20 protein-coding genes are annotated in these 18,453 nt (G+C 72.3%); 10 read left to right on the top strand and 10 right to left on the bottom strand.

Annotated elements, in window-relative coordinates:
• The first annotated feature begins 40 nt into the window (after nucleotides 1-40).
• Both ACWC21_RS24205 and ACWC21_RS24200 read left to right on the top strand, forming a co-directional pair.
• Nucleotides 41-520 carry a MarR family winged helix-turn-helix transcriptional regulator gene (locus ACWC21_RS24205; RefSeq protein WP_450884893.1) on the top strand — a complete coding sequence of 160 codons (480 nt, stop codon included), beginning with the start codon at nucleotides 41-43 and terminating at the stop codon, nucleotides 518-520.
• Nucleotides 521-529: 9 nt separating this feature from the next.
• On the top strand, nucleotides 530-1,321 hold the full coding sequence (locus tag ACWC21_RS24200; RefSeq protein ID WP_450884892.1) for an EI24 domain-containing protein: 792 nt from the start codon (nucleotides 530-532) through the stop codon (nucleotides 1,319-1,321).
• Nucleotides 1,322-1,434: 113 nt separating this feature from the next.
• Here ACWC21_RS24200 and ACWC21_RS24195 read toward each other — a convergent pair whose 3' ends face one another.
• The gene (locus tag ACWC21_RS24195) at nucleotides 1,435-2,385 is read right to left on the bottom strand and encodes a LysR family transcriptional regulator (protein ID WP_450884891.1); all 951 of its coding nucleotides are present in this window, start codon (nucleotides 2,383-2,385) and stop codon (nucleotides 1,435-1,437) included.
• Nucleotides 2,386-2,480: 95 nt separating this feature from the next.
• Between ACWC21_RS24195 and ACWC21_RS24190 the strand changes: the two genes are divergently transcribed.
• The 4 genes from ACWC21_RS24190 to ACWC21_RS24175 all read left to right on the top strand — a co-directional run bounded on the left by ACWC21_RS24190 (nucleotide 2,481) and on the right by ACWC21_RS24175 (nucleotide 6,883).
• Nucleotides 2,481-2,870 (top strand): RidA family protein, encoded by a 390-nt coding sequence (locus ACWC21_RS24190; RefSeq protein WP_450884890.1) that lies wholly within the window; start codon nucleotides 2,481-2,483, stop codon nucleotides 2,868-2,870.
• Between the two features lie 156 nt (nucleotides 2,871-3,026).
• Nucleotides 3,027-3,356 carry a YrdB family protein gene (locus tag ACWC21_RS24185; protein ID WP_450884889.1) on the top strand — a complete coding sequence of 110 codons (330 nt, stop codon included), beginning with the start codon at nucleotides 3,027-3,029 and terminating at the stop codon, nucleotides 3,354-3,356.
• A 61-nt stretch (nucleotides 3,357-3,417) separates the two neighbouring features.
• On the top strand, nucleotides 3,418-5,853 hold the full coding sequence (locus ACWC21_RS24180; protein ID WP_450884888.1) for a glycoside hydrolase family 3 protein: 2,436 nt from the start codon (nucleotides 3,418-3,420) through the stop codon (nucleotides 5,851-5,853).
• 142 nt (nucleotides 5,854-5,995) lie between these two features.
• Nucleotides 5,996-6,883, top strand: coding sequence for a hypothetical protein (locus ACWC21_RS24175; protein ID WP_450884887.1), 888 nt, complete (start codon nucleotides 5,996-5,998; stop codon nucleotides 6,881-6,883).
• Here the strand turns inward: ACWC21_RS24175 and ACWC21_RS24170 are convergent.
• A complete protein-coding gene (locus ACWC21_RS24170) occupies nucleotides 6,880-7,854 on the bottom strand; it encodes an aldose epimerase family protein (RefSeq protein ID WP_450884886.1) in 975 nt (324 codons plus the stop codon). The genes ACWC21_RS24175 and ACWC21_RS24170 overlap by 4 nt on opposite strands.
• A 36-nt stretch (nucleotides 7,855-7,890) precedes the next feature.
• Nucleotides 7,891-8,778, bottom strand: coding sequence for an SGNH/GDSL hydrolase family protein (locus tag ACWC21_RS24165; protein ID WP_450884885.1), 888 nt, complete (start codon nucleotides 8,776-8,778; stop codon nucleotides 7,891-7,893).
• Between the two features lie 258 nt (nucleotides 8,779-9,036).
• On the opposite strand from ACWC21_RS24165, the gene ACWC21_RS24160 reads away from it, so the two are divergent.
• On the top strand, nucleotides 9,037-9,531 hold the full coding sequence (locus ACWC21_RS24160; RefSeq protein WP_330340336.1) for a DUF3145 domain-containing protein: 495 nt from the start codon (nucleotides 9,037-9,039) through the stop codon (nucleotides 9,529-9,531).
• A gap of 88 nt (nucleotides 9,532-9,619) precedes the next feature.
• On the opposite strand, the gene fabF is transcribed toward ACWC21_RS24160, so the two are convergent.
• From fabF to fasR, 5 genes are all read right to left on the bottom strand, one after another.
• Nucleotides 9,620-10,882 carry a beta-ketoacyl-ACP synthase II gene (fabF, locus tag ACWC21_RS24155; protein WP_450884884.1) on the bottom strand — a complete coding sequence of 421 codons (1,263 nt, stop codon included), beginning with the start codon at nucleotides 10,880-10,882 and terminating at the stop codon, nucleotides 9,620-9,622.
• Between the two features lie 85 nt (nucleotides 10,883-10,967).
• Nucleotides 10,968-11,216 carry an acyl carrier protein gene (locus ACWC21_RS24150; RefSeq protein WP_388787728.1) on the bottom strand — a complete coding sequence of 83 codons (249 nt, stop codon included), beginning with the start codon at nucleotides 11,214-11,216 and terminating at the stop codon, nucleotides 10,968-10,970.
• A gap of 87 nt (nucleotides 11,217-11,303) precedes the next feature.
• Nucleotides 11,304-12,335, bottom strand: coding sequence for a beta-ketoacyl-ACP synthase 3 (locus tag ACWC21_RS24145; protein ID WP_450884883.1), 1,032 nt, complete (start codon nucleotides 12,333-12,335; stop codon nucleotides 11,304-11,306).
• Nucleotides 12,336-12,344: 9 nt separating this feature from the next.
• The gene (locus tag ACWC21_RS24140; protein WP_450884882.1) at nucleotides 12,345-13,259 is read right to left on the bottom strand and encodes an ACP S-malonyltransferase; all 915 of its coding nucleotides are present in this window, start codon (nucleotides 13,257-13,259) and stop codon (nucleotides 12,345-12,347) included.
• A gap of 89 nt (nucleotides 13,260-13,348) precedes the next feature.
• A complete protein-coding gene (fasR, locus tag ACWC21_RS24135; RefSeq protein WP_450884881.1) occupies nucleotides 13,349-14,554 on the bottom strand; it encodes a fatty acid biosynthesis transcriptional regulator FasR in 1,206 nt (401 codons plus the stop codon).
• 61 nt (nucleotides 14,555-14,615) lie between these two features.
• Here fasR and ACWC21_RS24130 point away from each other — a divergent pair, with 61 nt between their 5' ends.
• Nucleotides 14,616-15,272 carry a pirin family protein gene (locus ACWC21_RS24130; RefSeq protein WP_450884984.1) on the top strand — a complete coding sequence of 219 codons (657 nt, stop codon included), beginning with the start codon at nucleotides 14,616-14,618 and terminating at the stop codon, nucleotides 15,270-15,272.
• 87 nt (nucleotides 15,273-15,359) lie between these two features.
• Here the strand turns inward: ACWC21_RS24130 and ACWC21_RS24125 are convergent, their stop codons facing one another.
• Together ACWC21_RS24125 and ACWC21_RS24120 are read right to left on the bottom strand one after the other, a co-directional pair.
• Nucleotides 15,360-16,187 (bottom strand): serine hydrolase domain-containing protein, encoded by an 828-nt coding sequence (locus tag ACWC21_RS24125; protein WP_450884880.1) that lies wholly within the window; start codon nucleotides 16,185-16,187, stop codon nucleotides 15,360-15,362.
• Nucleotides 16,188-16,207: 20 nt separating this feature from the next.
• Nucleotides 16,208-16,681: a GNAT family N-acetyltransferase gene (locus ACWC21_RS24120; RefSeq protein ID WP_450884879.1), complete on the bottom strand. Its 474-nt coding sequence runs from the start codon at nucleotides 16,679-16,681 to the stop codon at nucleotides 16,208-16,210.
• Nucleotides 16,682-16,779: 98 nt separating this feature from the next.
• On the opposite strand from ACWC21_RS24120, the gene ACWC21_RS24115 reads away from it, so the two are divergent.
• Entirely contained in the window at nucleotides 16,780-17,250 is a 471-nt protein-coding gene (locus ACWC21_RS24115; protein WP_450884878.1) for a MerR family transcriptional regulator, read from the top strand.
• Nucleotides 17,247-18,266 (top strand): aldo/keto reductase, encoded by a 1,020-nt coding sequence (locus ACWC21_RS24110; protein WP_450884877.1) that lies wholly within the window; start codon nucleotides 17,247-17,249, stop codon nucleotides 18,264-18,266. The genes ACWC21_RS24115 and ACWC21_RS24110 overlap by 4 nt, the downstream gene beginning before the upstream one ends.
• The last annotated feature ends 187 nt before the right edge of the window (nucleotides 18,267-18,453 follow it).

The raw sequence follows: 18,453 nt of genomic DNA, 5'->3' as shown, positions 1-18,453 counted from the left end.
GAATATTTCAGGATGTCAAGTAAGCGGGTATCCTGAAGGCATGTCCACCCCATCGAAGACCCGGCGGACCGGCCGGCCCGACGCCCTGACCATGGAGGTCGTCGAGCTCATCGGGGACGTCGTGGCCCGGTTCTACGCGGACTACGAGGAGGCGGCGGGCGAGCACACGCTCACCGGCGCGCAGGCCCGGCTACTCAGTCTGCTTTCCCTCGAGTCGCTGCCCATGCGCAAACTGGCGCAGAAGCTGAAGTGCGAGCCGTCGAACGTCACCGGGATCGTGGACCGGCTGGAGTCCCGCGGTCTGGTGGAGCGCCGCCCCGACCCGGCCGACCGCCGGGTGAAGCTGGCGGCGGCGACCGAGGACGGCCGCAGGGTCGCCCAGGACCTGCGCGAAGGCCTCCGCTTCGCCCGCGAACCACTGGCCGGGCTGTCCGACGAGGAGCGGCTCGCCCTGCGGGACCTGCTGCGGCGGATGCTGGAGGCCCGAGGCGCAGACCAGGGCACCGACACGCCCCTATAGGGTTCCCCCATGCGTGATCTCGGGGCGGGTTTCGGTTATCTCCTGCAGGGCCAGCGCTGGGTGGCCCGGCACGGCAGGAGCTACGGCTTCGGACTGCTCCCCGGGCTGATCACCCTGGTCCTGTACGCGGCGGCGCTGGTCGCCCTCGCCCTGTGGGGCGAGGACTTCGTGGCCTGGGCCACCCCGTTCGCCGACCACTGGTCGAGCCCCTGGCAGGGCCTGTTCCGCGGCTTCCTCACAGCGGTCCTCTTCGCCCTCGGCCTCCTGCTGTCCGTCGTCACCTTCACGGCCGTGACACTGCTCGTCGGCCAGCCCTTCTACGAGAGCCTCTCCGAGAAGGTCGACCGGGACGTCTCACCCGACGGCACGGCACCCGAGTCCGGCCTCCCGCTCTGGCGCGAGCTGTGGATCTCCGCCCGCGACAGCCTGCGGATCGTGGTCCGTGCCGCCCTCTGGGGCGTACTGCTGTTCGGCCTGGGCTTTCTGCCCTTCGTCGGCCAGACCGTCGTACCAGTGATCGGCTTCTTCGTCACCGGCTTCTTCCTCACAGAGGAACTCGCCGCCGTGGCCCTGCAGCGCCGCGGCGTCGAACTGCGCGCCCGCCTCACCCTGCTCCGTTCCCGCAAGACCCTGGTCTGGGGCTTCGGCACGCCCCTGGGCCTGGCCTTCCTGGTGCCGTTCGTCGCGGTGTTCCTGATGCCGGGCGCGGTCGCGGGCGCCACTCTCCTCGCCCGTGACCTGCTGGGCGAGGAGACCGCCCAGGACGACGCCGCCGCCGAGGAGGAGGACGTCACCCCGTGACCCCGGTACGTGCCGTCGCGGTCATCACGGCCGCCGGCCCGGCACACCGGTCCGCCGGCTCGCGCTCGCGCCGTCCCGTCGGGGCGGGCGTCCGGTAGGCGGGCATCCGGCCGTCAGGCGGGCATCCTGGCCGCCGCCTCCCGCAGTGCCGCCAGGAACGCGTGGACCGCCGGGGACGGGGACCCTCCCCGTGCCGTCGCCGCGTACACCGCCCGGGCCGGGGCGCCCTCGTCCAGCACCCGCAGCAGGGTGATGTCGGGCCGGACGGACTCGGCGGCCAGCGCCGGGACCAGGGCCACGCCGAGACCGGCGGCGACGTAGCCCTGCTTGGCCGTCCACTCGGCGACGACGTGCGAAACGCGCGGCCGGAAGCCGCGGCGCAGGGCGGCGTCCAGCAGGGTGCCCTCGGGGTGCGGGCTGCCGGAGATCCAGTCGGCGTCGGCGAACCGGTCGAGCGGGACCGGGCCCTGATGACCGGCCAGGGGGTGGCCGGCGGGGACGGCGACGTACAGGGACTCGTCGAGGAGGTGGTGGAGGTCGTACCCCTCCAGCGGGACGCGACCGGTCGTCGAGACGATCGCCACATCGAGGTGGCCGGTGCCGAGCCGGTCCAGGAACGCGGGCGTGAGGCCCTCCTCGCGGTGCACCCGGACCCGCGGATGACGGGCCCGGAAGGCGGCCAGGGCGTGCGGCACCAGCGCCGCGTCGGCCGTGGGGAACGCCCCGAACCTCAGCCGCCCGCCCGCCACTTCGCGCAGCGCCGCGAGTTCACGCGCGGCGCCGTGCAGCACCCCGGCGACCGCCTCCGCGTGCGGGACGAACGCCCGGCCCGCCTCCGTGAGCCGTACGCCCCTCGGCAGCCGGTCGAACAGCGGGCCCCCGCCGAGCGCCCCCTCCAGCGACGCCACCTGACGGGACACCGCCGACTGCGTCCAGCCGAGCGTCCGCGCGGCCACGGTGAACGAGCCGCTGCGGGCCACCTCCAGGAACACCCGCAGCCAGGCCGTGGAGAGTTCGGGGAGGTCGGGGCAGACCTTGCCATGCGTGTCGCGCATGGCCGCCATGCTAGACATTCGCTTGTCGCATCACGGGGGCGGGCCTAGCGTCGAGCCAGGAAACCGATCGAGAAGGCCGAGAAGGTCGCCTGCCAAGGAGCCCCGTGAAGATCACCCTGGACAGCCCCGCCTCCGCGCCCCAGCCCCTCAGCCCCTACTACTCCCAGGTCGCCCGGGTAGAACAGGCCGACGGCGGCGTCCTGTTGTTCCTCTCCGGACAGATCGCCGAGGGCGCGACCCTCGCCGAGCAGACCCGGGGCGTCTTCGAGACGATCGCCGCGCTGCTGGAGGCGCACGGCGCGGGCCTCGCGGACGTCGTCAACATCCGCACGTACCTGACCGACATCTCCCGGCTCGACGAATACGGTGCCGTGCGCCGGGAGTTCCTCACCGGCACCCCGCCCACCAGCATGACCTTCGAGGTCCCGCGGCTGTTCCGGCCGGAGGCACAGGTGGAGATCGAGATCGTGGCGGCGGTGCCGGCCGGAAGGTGACCGTGCCCGGTGCCCGCGCGGAGCCGCGGTCCCGGGGCCGCGGATCCGGGGCCGCGGCTCCGGGGGCGCGCCCGGCCCACACGCGGCCGGCGGTCGCTTCGCGGCGGAGGAAACCGAGTTGGCAGGCGCCGCGGTCCCGGCCTAGCCTGCGGCAGCATGAAGGCAGCCAATCTCGGCGTGTTGTTCCTCATCGAACTGGGCGCCCTGGCGGCCGTCGCGTACTGGGGGTTCACCCTCGACGTCGCCGCACCGCTCGCCTGGCTGCTCGGGCTCGGCGCCCCCGCCGTACTGATGGTGCTGTGGGCGCTCTTCGCGTCACCGAAGGCCGCGTACAAGACCCGTGGCGCGGTCCGCGCCGGGTTCGAGCTGGTGTGGTTCGGTACCGGCGTGGCCGCGCTCGCCGTCGCCGGGGCATGGGGGTGGGCGCTGGTCCTCGCCCTGGTCTGTCTGCTGAGCAAGACGCTGGCCGTCGCCTGGGGGCAGTAGGACGAGCCTCCGGCGGGGAAGGATGGGGGCACCGGACGGACTTCGACGAGGAGGCACCGCGATGGTGGGAACCCCGGACGACCAGGCCCGTGAGGCGGTCGTGGAGGCCGCGCTCGGCCGGCTCGACCTGACCGCCAAGACCCGGCTGCTGGCCGGCCAGGACATGTGGACCCTGCCCGCGCTGCCGGAGATCGGTCTGGCGTCCCTCGTCATGTCCGACGGCCCGATCGGCGTCCGCGGCGTGCGCTGGACCGCCGACGACCCCTCCGTAGCCCTTCCCTCACCGACCGCGCTCGCGGCCGGCTGGGACCCGGAACTGGCCCGCCGCGCGGGAGTGCTGCTCGCCCAGGAAGCCCGCCGCAAGGGCGTCCACGTGCTGCTCGCGCCCACCGTCAACCTGCACCGCTCCCCGCTGGGCGGCCGCCACTTCGAGGCCTACAGCGAGGACCCGTACCTGACCGGACGGATCGGCGCGGCCTATGTGAGCGGTGTGCAGTCCGGCGGTGTCGGCACCACCGTCAAGCACTTCGTCGCCAACGACGCGGAGACCGACCGCCTGACGGTGAACAACCTGGTCGACGAACGGACCCTGCGCGAGCTGTACCTGGCCCCCTTCGAGGCGATCGTCGAACACGCCCGCCCCTGGGGCGTGATGACCGCCTACAACACGGTCAACGGCACGACGATGACCGAGCACCGGCACCTCGTCGAGGAGGTCCTGCGCGGCGAGTGGGGCTTCGACGGGGTCAACGTCTCCGACTGGACGGCCGCCCGCTCCACGGCCGGCGCCATCGGCGGCGGCCTCGACATCGCCATGCCCGGCCCGGTCACCGTGTACGGCGAGGCCCTCGCCCGGGCCGTGTGGGAGGGGACGGTCACCGAGGCCAGGGTCGACGCCGCCGTGCGGAACGTGCTGCGGCTGGCCGCCCGCGTCGGCGTCCTGGCCGGCGCCCGACCGGTGGTCACCGAGCCGCCGCGGCCGGTCGACGGTCAGGCCCTGGCCCGTGAGATCGCCCGCCGCTCCTTCGTCCTCGTACGGAACGAGATCCGCGACCAGCGCCCCGCCCTGCCCCTGAGGCCCGGAAAGGTCGCGCTGAGCGGCGCCGCGGCCCGTGACGCCCGCGTGCTCGGCGGCGGCTCCGCCACCGTCTTCCCGCCCCGGGTCGTCTCCCCGCTCGACGCCCTCACCGCGGCCCTGCCCGAGGGCACCCTCACCTACACCGTCGGCGCCGACCCGAACACCGGACTCGCCACCGGGGACCCGGGTTTCGACCTGCGCGCGATCTGCCGCGACGCCGCCGGCCAGGTGATCGGCACCGGCAGCGCACCCGGCGGGCAGATCCAGTGGATGGGCTCCGACATCCCCGAGGGGGTCACCCACGAGGCCCTCCACACCGTCGAGCTGACCGGCACCTTCACCCCGCGCGAGAGCGGTACGCACACCTTCGGCATCCGCGGCCTGGGCGCCTTCACCCTCGCCGTCGGCGGCACGACGTACTACGACGACGTCCAGCGCCCCACCGGCGAGGACCCGTTCGCCGCCTTCTTCGACGCCCCCGTGCCCCGCGCCGAGGTCCCCCTCACCGAGGGCGAACCGGTCGAGGTGTCCCTCACCCACGTCGTGACGCAGCCGGCGGGCATCCCGCTGAAGAGCGTCATCTTCGCCGTCGCCCACCAGGCACCCCGCCGCGACCCCGACGCGCTCGTCGCCGAGGCCGCCCGGGCCGCGCGCGAGGCCGACACGGCCGTCGTCGTGGTCGCCACCACCGAGCGCGTGGAGTCCGAGGGCTTCGACCGCACCGACCTGCGCCTGCCCGGCCGCCAGGACGACCTGGTCCGCGCCGTCGCCGCCGCCAACCCGAACACCGTGGTGGTCGTGAACTCCGGCTCCCCGGTGGAGCTGCCGTGGCGGGAGGAGGCCGCGGCGGTGCTGCTGAGCTGGTTCCCCGGCCAGGAGGGCGGCGCGGCCCTGGCGGACGTGCTGACGGGGGCGTACGAGCCGGGCGGGCGCCTGCCCACCACCTGGGGCGCCCTGGCCGACGCCCCGGTCACCCGGGTCGTCCCGGACAACGGCGAGCTGCGCTACTCGGAAGGCGTGTTCATCGGCTACCGGGCCTGGGAGAGGGCCGGGCGCACCCCGTCGTACCCCTTCGGACACGGGCTGGGCTACACCGACTGGACGTACGAGTCGCTCCACGTCGACGGCACCACCGTCACGGTCCGGGTCCGCAACACCGGCGAGCGGCCGGGCCGCGAGGTCGTCCAGGTCTACCTGGCCCCGAGCGAACCCGACCCCGGCCGTCCCGCCAGGTGGCTCGCGGGGTTCGCGGGCGCCGAGGCGGGGCCCGGCGAGAGCGTGGAGGTGACCGTCACCGTGCCGCGCCGCGCCTTCGAGATCTGGGAGGGGAACGGTTGGGTCTTTGTGAAGGGTTCGTACGAAATCCAGGCCGGCCGCTCGATCGCCGACCGCAGGCTCACCGCGACGATTAACGTCTGACCGGGACACCCCATGAGCAGCCCCGGTCCGGGACCTGACCTCCGGGCCGGGGCTCGGGTCTCTCAGGCGGACATGGCAGACTCCCGGGCCGCGAGACGACGGAACACGCCGGCACGCGCCGGTACGGGGGGAGAAGCCACACATGTATCCAGGTCAGGGTCAGCAGCAGCAGCCGGGGCCGTACGGTCAGCAGCAGCCGTACCAGCCGTACCCGCCGCAGCAACCCCGGTACCAGCAGCCGTACCCGCCCCAACAGCCCTATCCGCAGGCCCACAACCCCTACCAGCAGCCCCGGCAGCCGTACCCGCCGCACGCTCCCGAGCAGCGCCTCGGTGAGGGCCGGGTGCGGCTCGATCCGGACCTCACCCCGGGGCAGCGCGAGCTGGTCGTGAAGATCCAGCAGAAGGCCAAGTTCATGGCCTACGGATTCGTCCTCGGCATCCCGCTCACCTTCGGCGGCGCCCACTACGGCGTCACCCGCGCCCCGGTCGGCTTCGCCGGCACGGCCGTCGGCCTGGCCATGGTGGCCGTTGGCGTCCTCGCCCTGATGCAGATGCAGGCGATGAAGCGGCAGCTGCGGCTCATCACCCCGGACGCCTGGCGCTCCCCGGCCGCCCATCTGCCGGGCGCCCGCAAGGCGGCAACGCAGGCCGCGTACGTCAACGGCCTGCTGGTCCTGCTGTCCTTCGGCGCGGCGGGCTACCTGCTGTTCAAGGGGGCCGGGTGGGGCGCGTACGGCAACTCCTTCGGCTTCGGCGCCCTGGTGCTCGGCGCGGCCGTCCCCTTCGGCATGGGCCTCGCCGCCGCGACCACCGTCCCGCAGCTGCTGCGGGTGATCCCGGCCGGTGCCAGGGTCGGCCGGAGCCTGTACTCGGTCATCCTCGTGCTGGCCACCACCGTGACCGGCGAGGGCATCAAGGGCGGCACACTGCCCCCGGTCCTGATCGGCGGCACCGCCCTGCTTGTCTGCCTGGGCGCGATGGCCGTCCTGGGGAAGGCCACCCGCCGGATGCGCGGCGAAGCCGCTTAGACCCGCACCCCGAAGGCGTACACCGTCTCCGAGCGGTACACCCCGCCCGGCCGCAGCTCCGTGCTGGGGAAGTCCGGCCGGTTGGGGGAGTCCGGGAAGTGCTGGGTCTCCAGGGCGATGCCGGCGTTGGGCGTGAACGGGGCGCTCAGATGGTCGGCCGTGTACACCTGGAGGCCGGGTTCGGTGGTGGCGATCGTGAGCAGCCGCCCGGACACCGGGTCGTGCAGCTCGGCGACCTCCTCGGGGGTGTCCGTGACGCCTTTGTCGAGCACGAAGTTGTGGTCGTAGCCGGTGCCGACTTCACGGGCCGTACGGAAGTCGAAGCGCGAACCGGTGACGTCCCGCAGGGCGCCGGTCGGGATCAGATCGGCGTCGACGGGGGTGAACCGGGAGGCGGCGAGGCGGAGTTCGTGGCCGCTCGGGCCCGTGCCACCGCCGAGGTCGAAGTAGCTGTGGTTGGTCAGGTTCACCACGGTCGGCGCGTCCGTCACCGCCTCGTACGCGATCCGCAGCGCGCCGGACGCGTCCAGGGTGTAAGTCGCCGAGACCTCCAGCCGACCCGGGAAGCCCTCTTCGCCGTCCGGGCTGACCCGGGTCAGGCGCACCCCGTGCTCCACCGGCTCCGCGTCCCACACCCGCTTGTCGAAGCCGCGCTCGCCGCCGTGCAGGGAGTTCGGGCCGTTGTTCGGGACGAGCGGGTGGGTGACGCCGTCGAGGGAGAACCGGGCGCCGCCGATCCGGTTGGCGTACCGGCCCACCAGGGCGCCCAGATACGGCTCCGGGTGTGTGAGGTAGCCGTCGAGGCCGGCGAACCCCAGCACCACGTCCGCCGTCCGCCCCTCCCGGTCGGGGACCTCCACCGACTGCACGATCCCGCCGTACGTCAGGACCCCCACCCGTGTCCCGGCGCGCTCCAGCGTCCAGCGACGGACCTCGGTGCCGTCGGAAAGTGTGCCGAAAAGTTCGCTCATGTGGGAAACCCTAGGTCACTCGTCCGATCGGCGGACCTAGGAGCCCGGCTCCTTCGCCGTCACCGTCCGGTACGCGATCGCCGCCAGCCGGGCCTGGCCGTCCGTACTGGGGTGGAACCAGTCCCAGCGGCTCAGTTGGCCGGTGCCGAACCGGTAGTCGAACACGGCGTTCCCGTCGAAGCGGCACCGCTCGTCCTTGGCGCAGACCTCCTCGAGCACCTTGTTGTAGGCCCGCACCCGCTCCTGCACCGTGTCCCGGCGCAGGGTGGCCGCGCTGGTCAGGTCGTCGGCGTCACCCAGCATCGAAGGGCAGATGCCCAGCTTCCACACCTGCTTGCCCAGCGGGCTCGTCCGGCCCTCGGACCACAGCCGCTTCAGGTTGGGCACGCTCGCCACGTACACCTGCGTCCTGGGCAGCGCCTCGCGCAGCGTGCCCATCGCCTTCTCGAAGGAGGCCCGGAAACCCGCCACCGAGGTCATGGCCGAGGTCGTCGTCCGGCAGGCGTCGTTCGCGCCGGCCATCACCGTCACCAGCTGGGGCTTCCGGGTGACCGCCTGGGCCATCTGCCCGGGCAGGTCGGTCATCCGGGCGCCGGTCACCGCGTAGTTCCAGCTGCGCTCGGCCGCCCCGGCCCGCCCCAGCAGCCGGACCGCGAGGCTGTCGACCCGCGTGTTCGTGCCGGTCGCCCAGGACACCTCGGGGCAGTCGGAGAGCACCGTGCACGCGTCGAAGCCGCGGGTGATGGAGTCGCCGACGGCGGCGATCGAGGAGGGACTCGAGTCCCACACCGGGACCGGACGCGACGCCTTGCCGCTCTTCGGCGCGGGGGAGGCGCCGCCCACCGCGTCGCAGCCGGCCACGCCCAGGACCGCTGCCAGTACGACGGTGAGCGCCGTCCGTGCCCGCCGGCGTCGGTTTCGCATGCCTGAGGCCCATCCCCTTCGTCGTGCCGTCATCGTCCCCAACCCATGACAACGCGAGAGAGTTCCCGACGGGCGGCATGGAACGGCTCCCACCCGTACAAGCGTCCCCATGGGTGAATAGTGGGCGTTTCCTGGCACCGGGACAGACAGTACGTCACACTCCTTGCGCCGCCGCACGGTAGCCTCGCCATCAACGCGGCCGTCGCCCCACTGCCGCCAGCCAGTCAGCAAGATGTCCCGCTCTGCCCGGAGGTTCCGGTGACGACACGTGGAGTTCTGTACGTGCACTCCGCGCCGCGCGCGCTGTGCCCGCACGTCGAGTGGGCCGTCGCCGGGGTGCTCGGCACCCGGGTCAGCCTCGACTGGATCCGGCAGCCCGCCGCCCCCGGCACCTGGCGCTCGGAGTTCTCCTGGCAGGGCGAGGCCGGCACCGCCTCCAAGCTCGCGTCGGCGCTGCGCGGCTGGCACCTGCTGCGCTTCGAGGTCACCGCCGAGCCCTGTCCCACGGCCGAGGGCGAACGCTACAGCTGCACCCCCGACCTGGGCATTTTCCACGCCGTCACCGGCATCCACGGCGACATCCTCATCCCCGAGGACCGGCTGCGGGCGGCACTGACGCGCTCCCAGCGCGGCGAGACGGACCTGGAGGCCGAGATCGCCAAGCTGCTGGGCAAGCCGTGGGACGACGAACTGGAACCGTTCCGGTACGCGGGCGAGGGCGCCCCGGTGCGCTGGCTGCACCAGGTGGTGTGAGCCCGTCCCGCGTCCGCGCCCCGTCTCCCGCACGTGAAGGAGCCCCCACCGGCCGGTGGGGGCTCCTTCAGGTTCGTACCGGAGGGTCTCAGACCGACCGGAACGCCAGCACCACGTTGTGCCCGCCGAAGCCGAACGAGTCGTTCAGCGCGGCGACGGGGCCCTCGGGCAGCTGCCGGGCCTCACCGCCCACCACGTCCGCGTTCACCTCGGGGTCGAGCTGGTCGAGGTTGATCGTCGGCGGAGCCGTCCGCTTGGTCAGGGCGAGGATCGACGCGACCGTCTCGATGCCGCCGGCACCACCGAGCAGGTGGCCCGTCATCGACTTGGTCGCGGAGATCGCCATGTGGTCGACGTCGTCGCCGAACACCTTCCGCAGCGCCTTGATCTCGGCGACGTCACCCTGCGGCGTCGAGGTGGCGTGCGCGTTGACGTGCACGATCTCGGCCGGCTTGAGGTCGGTGTGGTCGAGCAGGTTCTGCAGCGCGTGCGCGATGCCGTTGCCGGACGGTTCGGGCTGCGTGATGTGGTGGGCGTCGGACGAGATGCCCTGGCCGACGGCCTCGACGTAGATCCGGGCGCCGCGGGCCTTCGCGTGCTCCTCGGACTCCAGGACGATCACGCCCGCGCCCTCGCCCATGACGAAGCCGTCACGGCCGGAGTCGTAGGGGCGTGAGGCGCCCCGCGGGTCGTCGTTGTTCTTGGACATCGCCATCATGTTGCCGAACGCGACGATCGGCAGCGGGTGGATGGCCGCCTCCGTGCCACCGGCGACGACGACGTCGGCGCGGCCGGTGCGGATCATCTCGATGGCGTAGCCGATGGCCTCCGCACCCGAGGCACAGGCCGAGACGGGGGTGTGCACACCGGCGCGGGCGCCCAGCTCGATACCGACGTTGGCCGCCGGCGAGTTGGGCATCAGCATCGGCACGGTGTGCGGGGAGACCCGGCGCACGCCCTTCTCCCGAAGGACGTCGTACTGGTCGAGCAGGGTCGTGACGCCGCCGATGCCGGAGGCGATGACCGCGCCCAGCCGGTCGGGGTTCACGGAGGTGTCCTCGCCGGCCCTGGCGGTGAAACCCGCGTCCTTCCAGGCCTCCTGGGCGGCGATCAGCGCGAACTGCGCGGACCGGTCCAGCTTGCGGGCCTGCGGGCGGGGGATGATCTCGCCGGGTTCCACGGCGATCTGCGCGGCGATGCGGACCGGCAGTTCTGCCGCCCACTCCTGCTCCAGCAGGCTGACGCCGGACTGGCCGGCGACCAGGGCCTCCCAGAACGAGGCTGCGTCGCCACCCAGCGGTGTGGTTGCGCCGATACCGGTGACGACCACGGTGCGATTGGTCGGGCTCACGGGAATTCTTTCTCCAACGGAATGGGGATTCAGCGGCGCCACCGCCGGGTGGCGGGGCTTTGCAGCCTGACGGCCCGAGGGTGACTCAGGCCTGGTGCGTGAGGATGTAGTTGGTCGCGTCGCCGACGGTCTTGAGGTTCTTGACGTCCTCGTCGGGGATCTTGACGTCGAAGCGCTCCTCGGCGGCGACGACGACCTCGACCATGGACAGCGAGTCGACGTCCAGGTCGTCGGTGAAGGACTTGTCCAGCTGGACGTCCTCGACCGGGATGCCGGCGATCTCGTTCACGATCTCGGCGAGACCGGCGACGATCTCCTTCTCAGTGGCGGCCATGTCAGGCGCTCCTTCGTAGTAATCCAGAGGGTGTGGCGGTGTTTCGTGTTTCCGCACCGGACCCGATGATGATCCGGCACGGAGTGCCTAGGGGAGGGTAACGACCGTCGCGGCGTACACGAGACCCGCCCCGAATCCGATGACGAGTGCGGTGTCGCCGCTCTTCGCCTCGCCGGTCGCCAGGAGCCGCTCCATCGCGAGCGGGATCGAGGCGGCCGAGGTGTTGCCGGTGGTCCGCACGTCACGCGCGACCGTGACGTGCTCCGGCAGCTTCAGCGTCTTCACCATCGAGTCGATGATCCGCTCGTTGGCCTGGTGCGGAATGAAGACGTCCAGGTCGTCCGCGCTGATCCCGGCCGCGTCCAGCGCCTGCTGGGCGACCTTCGCCATCTCGAACACGGCCCAGCGGAACACCGCCTGGCCTTCCTGCGTGATCGCGGGGAACTTGACGTTGCCCGCACTGTCCAGCGGGAGCCGGGAGAGGTCGCCGCTCCTGAAGCGGTCCCAGGGGACCGTCTGCTTGATGGTCCCGGCCTTGTCGCCCTCGGAGCCCCACACGGTCGGGCCGATGTGCGGCTCCTGGGACGGGCCCACGACGACCGCGCCCGCGCCGTCACCGAACAGGAAGGCCGTCGCGCGGTCCTCCAGGTCGGTCAGGTCGGACAGCCGCTCGACACCGATGACTAGCACGTACTCCGCCGAGCCCTCGACGACCATGCCCTTGGCGAGCGTGAGGCCGTACCCGAAGCCCGCGCAGCCCGCCGAGATGTCGAACGCGGCGGCCTTGCCCGTGCCGAGCTTGTCGGCGATCTCCGTGGCGATGGCGGGCGTCTGGCTGAAGTGCGAGACGGTGGAGACGACCACGGCGCCGATCTGCTCGGCGGAGATGCCGGCGTCGGCGATGGCCTTGCCGGACGCCTCGATCGACATCGCGGCGACCGTCTCCTCGTCGTTCGCCCAGTGCCGGGTCTCGATGCCGGAGCGCGAGCGGATCCACTCGTCGGAGGAGTCGATCGTCTCGAGGATCACCTCGTTGGGCACCACCCGGGTCGGACGGTAGCCGCCCACACCGAGGATGCGCGCGTACGGGGCGCCCTTGCTGGGTTTGATCTTCGCCATCAGGGCTCCTTAGGCGGCGTGCTCGGAGACGAGCTCGCGGGCCGCGTCGAGGTCGGCGGGGGTCTTCAGCGCGAGCGTCCGGACGCCCGGCAGGGCACGCTTGGCCAGACCGGTCAGCGTACCGCCGGGGCACACCTCGATCAGCGCGGTGACGCCGAGTTCCCCGAACGTCTCCATGCACAGGTCCCAGCGGACCGGGTTGGCGACCTGGCCGACCAGCCGCTCGAGCACCTCGGGGCCGGAGGCGACGGTCCGCCCGTCCTTGTTGGAGACGTACGTGACCTTCGGGTCGGCCGGTGTCAGGGCCGAGGCGGCCTTGGCGAGGGTCTCGACGGCGGGGGCCATGTGGTGCGTGTGGAAGGCGCCGGCGACCTTCAGCGGAACGACCTTGCGGACGCCCTCCGGCTTGTCCTCGTTCAGCGCGGCCAGCTGCTCCAGCGTGCCCGCGGCGACGATCTGCCCCGCGCCGTTGATGTTCGCCGGGGTCAGGCCGAGCTTCTCCAGGTGCGCGACGGACACCTCGGGGTCGCCGCCGAGCAGCGCCGACATCCCGGTCTCGGTGATCGCCGCGGCCTCGGCCATGGCCAGTCCGCGCCTGCGGACCAGACCCAGCGCGGCGGTGTCGTCCAGTACCCCCGCGAACGCGGCAGCGGTGATCTCGCCGACGCTGTGGCCCGCGACCGCGCCCGGCAGTACGTCACCGAGTGCCGCGGCGGACAGCAGTCCGGCGGCGACCAGCAGCGGCTGGGCCACCGCGGTGTCACGGATGGCGTCCGCGTCGGCCTGCGTGCCGTAGTGGGCGAGATCCAGTCCGAGGGCGTCCGACCAGGCGGCCACGCGGTCGGCGGCGCCTGGCAGTTCGAGCCAGGGAGTCAGGAAGCCGGGCGTCTGGGCGCCTTGGCCGGGAGCGACGAGTACGAGCACTCTCACACTCTCTCTTGGGTACGGGCACGGCCGCCCGTGAGGACAGGGACGAAGAACGGAAGGGGGTTTTGTGGACCTCCGACAAAAGCCTAGGGCTGAGTATCCCCATCGGCCAGACGCCCCAGGATCAGCGCGATCCGCAGCGTGAAGGCGGATCGTACATCGGAAGGCGACCAACCGGTGACGTCAGTCACACGTCGGAGCCGGTAGCGAACGGTGTTGGGGTGAACGAAGAGCATCCGCGCGGCTCCCTCCAGACTGCTGGCCTGCTCCAGATACACGCTCAGGGTCTCCAGGAGAGCGGACCCGGCCTCCTCCAGCGGTCTGTAGATCTCCTCCACCAGTTGCTCGCGCGCCCCCGGATCCCCGGCGATGGCGCGCTCCGGCAGCAGATCGTCCGCCAGCACCGGCCGCGGCGCGTCCTGCCAGGCGGTACAGGCCTTCAGCCCGGCCGCCGCGGCCTGCGCGGACCGGGTCGCGGCCAGCAGGTCGGGCACCACCGGACCCGCGACGACCGGTCCGGCGGCGAACGGGCCGATGAGCGAACGGGCCACGGCCAGCGGATTGTCGCTGCCGCCCGCGATGACGACCAGCCGCTCCCCGAGGACCCCGGTGAGCACCTGCAGCTTGGCGTGTCGCGCGGCCCGCCGGATGGCCTCGACGGTCAGCTCGCTGTCCCCGTCGGGGGCGGTGCCCAAGACCACGCACACATGTTCGGGCGAGTTCCATCCGAGCGCCGCCGCCCGGCTGACCGCGCCCTCGTCGGCCTCGCCACTGAGCACGGCGTTCACGACCAGCGACTCCAGCCGCGCGTCCCAGGCACCGCGTGCCTCGGCGGCCTGGGCGTACACCTGGGCGGTGGCGAAGGCGATCTCCCGGGCGTAGACGAGCAGTGCCTCTCTCAGCACCCCCTCGTCACCGGGCGCCGCGACCTCGTCGATCGCGGACTCCATGACCTCGATGGTGGTCCGCACCATCTCCACGGTCTGCCGCAGCGTGATGGCCCGGGTCAGCTCGCGCGGCGCGGTCCCGAACACGTCCGTGGAGATGGCCTGCGGCGCGTCGGGGTGCCGGAACCACTCGGTGAAGGCGGCGATGCCCGCCTGGGCCACGAGTCCGATCCAGGAACGGTTCTCCGGGGGCATCGCCCGGTACCACGGCAGGGTCTCGTCCATCCGCGCGATGGCCTGCGCGGCGAGGTTCCCGGACGACTTCTCCAGCCGCCGCAGGGTCGCCTGGTGCGGGTGGACGTCGGGCGCTGCGTGTTCGGACTTGCCGGTTTCTGGTTCGGGCACGGGACAAGACTGCCTTATCGGGACGGGCCCGTGCGCCGCCGGGTCTACCGTGGTGCACGTGATGGACGTACGGCGCGCGGCGGAGCGCTACCGCGGAGGGGACCCGGAGGTCGGGATCGACTCCCGCCACGCCTTCTCCTTCGGCCCGCACTACGACCCCGACAACCTCCGCTTCGGCGCGGTCATCGCGTGCAACGAGGAGCGGCTCGCCCCGGGCGCCGGCTTCGACGAGCATCCGCACAGCCATACCGAGATCGTGACGTGGGTGGTCGAGGGCGAGCTGACCCACCGTGACTCCACCGGCCACGAGACGGTCGTCCGCCCCGGCGACGTGCAGCGCCTGAGCGCGGCGTCCGGGGTCCGCCACGTCGAGCGCAACGCGGGCGCGGTTCCGCTCACCTTCGTCCAGATGTGGCTCGCGCCCCGCGACCCGGGCGGCACCCCGTCCTACGAGATCGTCCACGGCATCGCCGACTCCACGCCGTACGCCGTCCCGTCGGCGGGCGCGATGCTCCACGTGCGCCGGTTGTCCCCGGGCCAACGCACGGCCATCCCGAACGGGGGATACGTGTACGTGCACGTGGTGCGGGGCGGGATCCAGTTGGGCGGCGAGGAGCTGGGGCAGGGGGACGCAGCACGGATCACGGGGGCGCGGGGGCTGGAGGCGGTGGCGGTCGGCACGGCTGAGCTGCTCGTCTGGCAGATGCCCGACACCTGACCCACCCAGCTCTCCGGGGGTGCCCCCTCTGGGGGACTCTGAGGACGAGGCCGTTCAGGCCGCTCCCTGCCCCGGCCGCCGGAGGACTCAGCCCCGCAGCTCCCCCAGCACCGCGTCCGTGAACACCGGCCACACCTCGACCGCCCACGGCCCGAACGCCCGGTCCGTCAGGGCGGCACACGCCACCCCCGCCACCGGGTCGATCCACAGGAACGTACCGGACTGACCGAAGTGGCCGAACGTACGCGGCGAGGACGAGGACCCCGTCCAGTGCGGCGACTTGGAGTCACGGATCTCGAACCCCAGCCCCCAGTCGTTCGGGTTCTGGTGACCGTACCCCGGCAGCACACCCTTCGTCCCCGGATACTGCACCGTCATCGCCTCGGCCACCGTCCGTGGGTCCAGGAGCCGTGGGGCCTGCACCTCCGCCGCGAACCGCAGCAGGTCCTCCACCGTCGACACCCCGTCCTTCGCGGGGGACCGGGTCCCCTCCAGCGACGTGGACGCCATTCCCAGCGGCTCCAGCACGGCCTGCCGCAGATACTCGGCGAAGGGGATGTCCGTCGCCTTGGCGATGTGGTCCCCCAACTGCTCGAACCCGGCGTTGGAGTACAGCCGCCGCTCCCCGGCCGCCGCCGTCACCCGGTGCTCGTCGAACGCCAGCCCCGAGGTGTGCGCGAGCAGATGACGGACCGTCGAGCCGGGCGGCCCCGCCGGTTCGTCCAGCTCGATCGCCCCCTCCTCGTACGCGACCAGTACCGCGTACGCCGCCAGCGGCTTGGTGACCGAGGCCAGCGGAAAGCGCCGCCCGACCGGCCCATGGGTCCCCAGGACCGTGCCGTCGGCCCGCACCACACCCGTCGCGGCGGCCGGCACGGGCCAGTTCTCGATCAACGCCAAGCTGTTCAACGCCATGGCCCGAGCCTAGCCGCGGCTCAGAGCGCCAGCCGCATCGAGGGGTCGGGCTTGCGGACGAAGCCGAGCGCCGCGTACAGCGGCTCGGCATCGGCGGACGCGTTCAGGTCGACGTGCCGGGCGCCCCGCTCCCGGAACCACTCCAGCAGCTCTTCCACGCACGCGCGCGCGTAACCGCGACGCCGCACGCCGGGGTCGGTGGCGACGCTGAAGACGTACCCGACCCGCCCGTGCGGGTTGTCCGACCGCCCGATCCGGTACTCCAGCGTCCCCGCCGCCATCGCGGCCAGCGCCCCCGGCCGCTCGGGGTGGTCCACCACGAAGGCCGCGAAGTCCCCCTCCGGCGCGGTGAGTCGGGCCCGCAGGGTGGGCAGCGACTCCGCATGCCAGTCGGTGGCGCCGCCCGTCGCGGCGAACACGGAGTCGATCATGACCTGGCGCAGCCGCAGCACTTCGGCGGCGTCCGCGGGCGTGGCACGGCGTACGAGACTCATGGCCCGCACGCTAACGACCGCGCCCCCGACCCGTCCTCCGGATTTCTTACCGCGGTCCGCTTGCTTGGAGTGCACTCCAAGGTCATAGCGTGGGGGCCATGACGGTGATGCAGACCACGCCAGTGACCACCGAGCGGGAAGCGAACACCCCAGCCGACATCTGCTCCGCCCCACCCCGCCGGCATCCGCGTCCCGACGGCCAGGACAGATACACGATCAGCGAGGTCGTGGCCTTCACCGGCCTCACCGCCCACACCCTGCGCTGGTACGAGCGGATCGGCCTGATGTCCCACATCGACCGCTCGCACACCGGCCAGCGCCGCTACTGCAACCGCGACCTGGACTGGCTGGACTTCGTGAGCAAGCTCCGGCTGACCGGTATGCCGGTCGCCGACATGGTGCGGTACGCGGAACTGGTGCGCGAGGGCGACACCACCTACGGGGAGCGGCGGGACCTGCTGGAGGCGACCCGCCGGGACGTGCTGGCCCGGATCGCCGAACTGCGGGACACGCTCGCCGTGCTCGACCGGAAGATCAGTTTCTACGCCCAGGAGGGGACCACTCGATGACCGACGCCAGGATTCCGACGGTACGGCTCGGCGAAGGCGGACCGGAGGTGGGTGCCCAGGGTCTCGGCTGCATGGGCATGAGCTTCGGCTACGGTCCCGCCGACGCGGGGGAGTCCCGGGCCGCCCTGGAGCGGGCGCTGGAGCTCGGCGTCACGCTGTACGACACGGCGGACGCGTACGGCGCCGGGGAGAACGAGAAGTTCCTCTCGCCCTTCTTCAAGGCGCACCGCGACGAGGTCGTCATAGCCACCAAGTTCGCCCTGTCGATCCCGCCGGACGAGCCGACCCGGCGGATCATCCGCAACGACGCGCCGTACATCCGCCAGGCCGTCGAGGCGAGCCTGCGGCGGCTGGACGTCGATGTCATCGACCTCTACTACATGCACCGCCGCGATGTGAACGTCCCCATCGAGGAGACCGTCGGCACGATGGCCGACCTGGTGCGCGAGGGCAAGGTCAAGTACCTCGGCCTGAGCGAGGTCACCGCCGGCGAACTGCGCGCGGCCCAGGGCGTGCACCCGATCACCGCCGTGCAGTCGGAGTGGTCGCTGTTCAGCCGCGACATCGAGGCCAGGGTGGTCCCGGCGGCCCGCGAGCTGGGCGTGGCCCTCGTCCCGTACTCGCCGCTCGGCCGCGGCTTCCTGACCGGCTCCTTCGCCAACGCCGAACAGGACCTGACGGCCGGCGACTTCCGCCGCCAGCAGCCCCGCTTCACCGGGGACAACGCGTCGGCGAACGCGGCCCTGCTGGAGCCGATCCGCGAGATCGCGCAGGCCCACGGTGTCTCCGTCGGCCAGATCGCCCTGGCCTGGGTCCAGCAGCAGGCGACGGTCCACGGCCTCCCGGTCGTCCCGATCCCGGGCACCCGCAAGCCCACCCGGGTGGAGGAGAACACGGCGGCGACGGCCATCAGGCTGACCGAGGAGGAACTCGCCCAGCTGGAGCCGATAGCGGCCAAGGTGGCAGGAGACCGCTACGCGGACATGAGCTTCACTTCTGCCGGCCGGGAAGAGTAACCGACCCAGGGGCGCGGGGAACTGCGCGACCAGCCCCCACCGACCCGCGGTCGACAGCAGAACCGCATCCGGCAGACGCGCACGCGAACCGGCTAGTGCTGCGACCGGAAAGGTTTGCCGGGAAGCTCGCGGCGTCCGGTGCGGTGCCTCGCAAGGCGGAGCATCACCCGCGTACTGGATGTACTCG

The sequence above is a fragment of the Streptomyces sp. NPDC001348 genome, from assembly GCF_053597535.1.
Note: the sequence above shows the minus strand (reverse complement) of the source record. Positions and strands in the feature narration are given on the sequence as shown.

Coding starts and splice junctions, on each gene's coding strand:
- ACWC21_RS24205 (WP_450884893.1), top strand. CDS start 41: ATGTCCACCCCATCGAAGACCCGGCGGACCGGCCGGCCCGACGCCCTG.
- ACWC21_RS24200 (WP_450884892.1), top strand. CDS start 530: ATGCGTGATCTCGGGGCGGGTTTCGGTTATCTCCTGCAGGGCCAGCGC.
- ACWC21_RS24195 (WP_450884891.1), bottom strand. CDS start 2,385: ATGGCGGCCATGCGCGACACGCATGGCAAGGTCTGCCCCGACCTCCCC.
- ACWC21_RS24185 (WP_450884889.1), top strand. CDS start 3,027: ATGAAGGCAGCCAATCTCGGCGTGTTGTTCCTCATCGAACTGGGCGCC.
- ACWC21_RS24180 (WP_450884888.1), top strand. CDS start 3,418: ATGGTGGGAACCCCGGACGACCAGGCCCGTGAGGCGGTCGTGGAGGCC.
- ACWC21_RS24175 (WP_450884887.1), top strand. CDS start 5,996: ATGTATCCAGGTCAGGGTCAGCAGCAGCAGCCGGGGCCGTACGGTCAG.
- ACWC21_RS24170 (WP_450884886.1), bottom strand. CDS start 7,854: ATGAGCGAACTTTTCGGCACACTTTCCGACGGCACCGAGGTCCGTCGC.
- ACWC21_RS24165 (WP_450884885.1), bottom strand. CDS start 8,778: ATGCGAAACCGACGCCGGCGGGCACGGACGGCGCTCACCGTCGTACTG.
- ACWC21_RS24150 (WP_388787728.1), bottom strand. CDS start 11,216: ATGGCCGCCACTGAGAAGGAGATCGTCGCCGGTCTCGCCGAGATCGTG.
- ACWC21_RS24145 (WP_450884883.1), bottom strand. CDS start 12,335: ATGGCGAAGATCAAACCCAGCAAGGGCGCCCCGTACGCGCGCATCCTC.
- ACWC21_RS24130 (WP_450884984.1), top strand. CDS start 14,616: ATGGACGTACGGCGCGCGGCGGAGCGCTACCGCGGAGGGGACCCGGAG.
- ACWC21_RS24125 (WP_450884880.1), bottom strand. CDS start 16,187: ATGGCGTTGAACAGCTTGGCGTTGATCGAGAACTGGCCCGTGCCGGCC.
- ACWC21_RS24120 (WP_450884879.1), bottom strand. CDS start 16,681: ATGAGTCTCGTACGCCGTGCCACGCCCGCGGACGCCGCCGAAGTGCTG.
- ACWC21_RS24115 (WP_450884878.1), top strand. CDS start 16,780: ATGACGGTGATGCAGACCACGCCAGTGACCACCGAGCGGGAAGCGAAC.
- ACWC21_RS24110 (WP_450884877.1), top strand. CDS start 17,247: ATGACCGACGCCAGGATTCCGACGGTACGGCTCGGCGAAGGCGGACCG.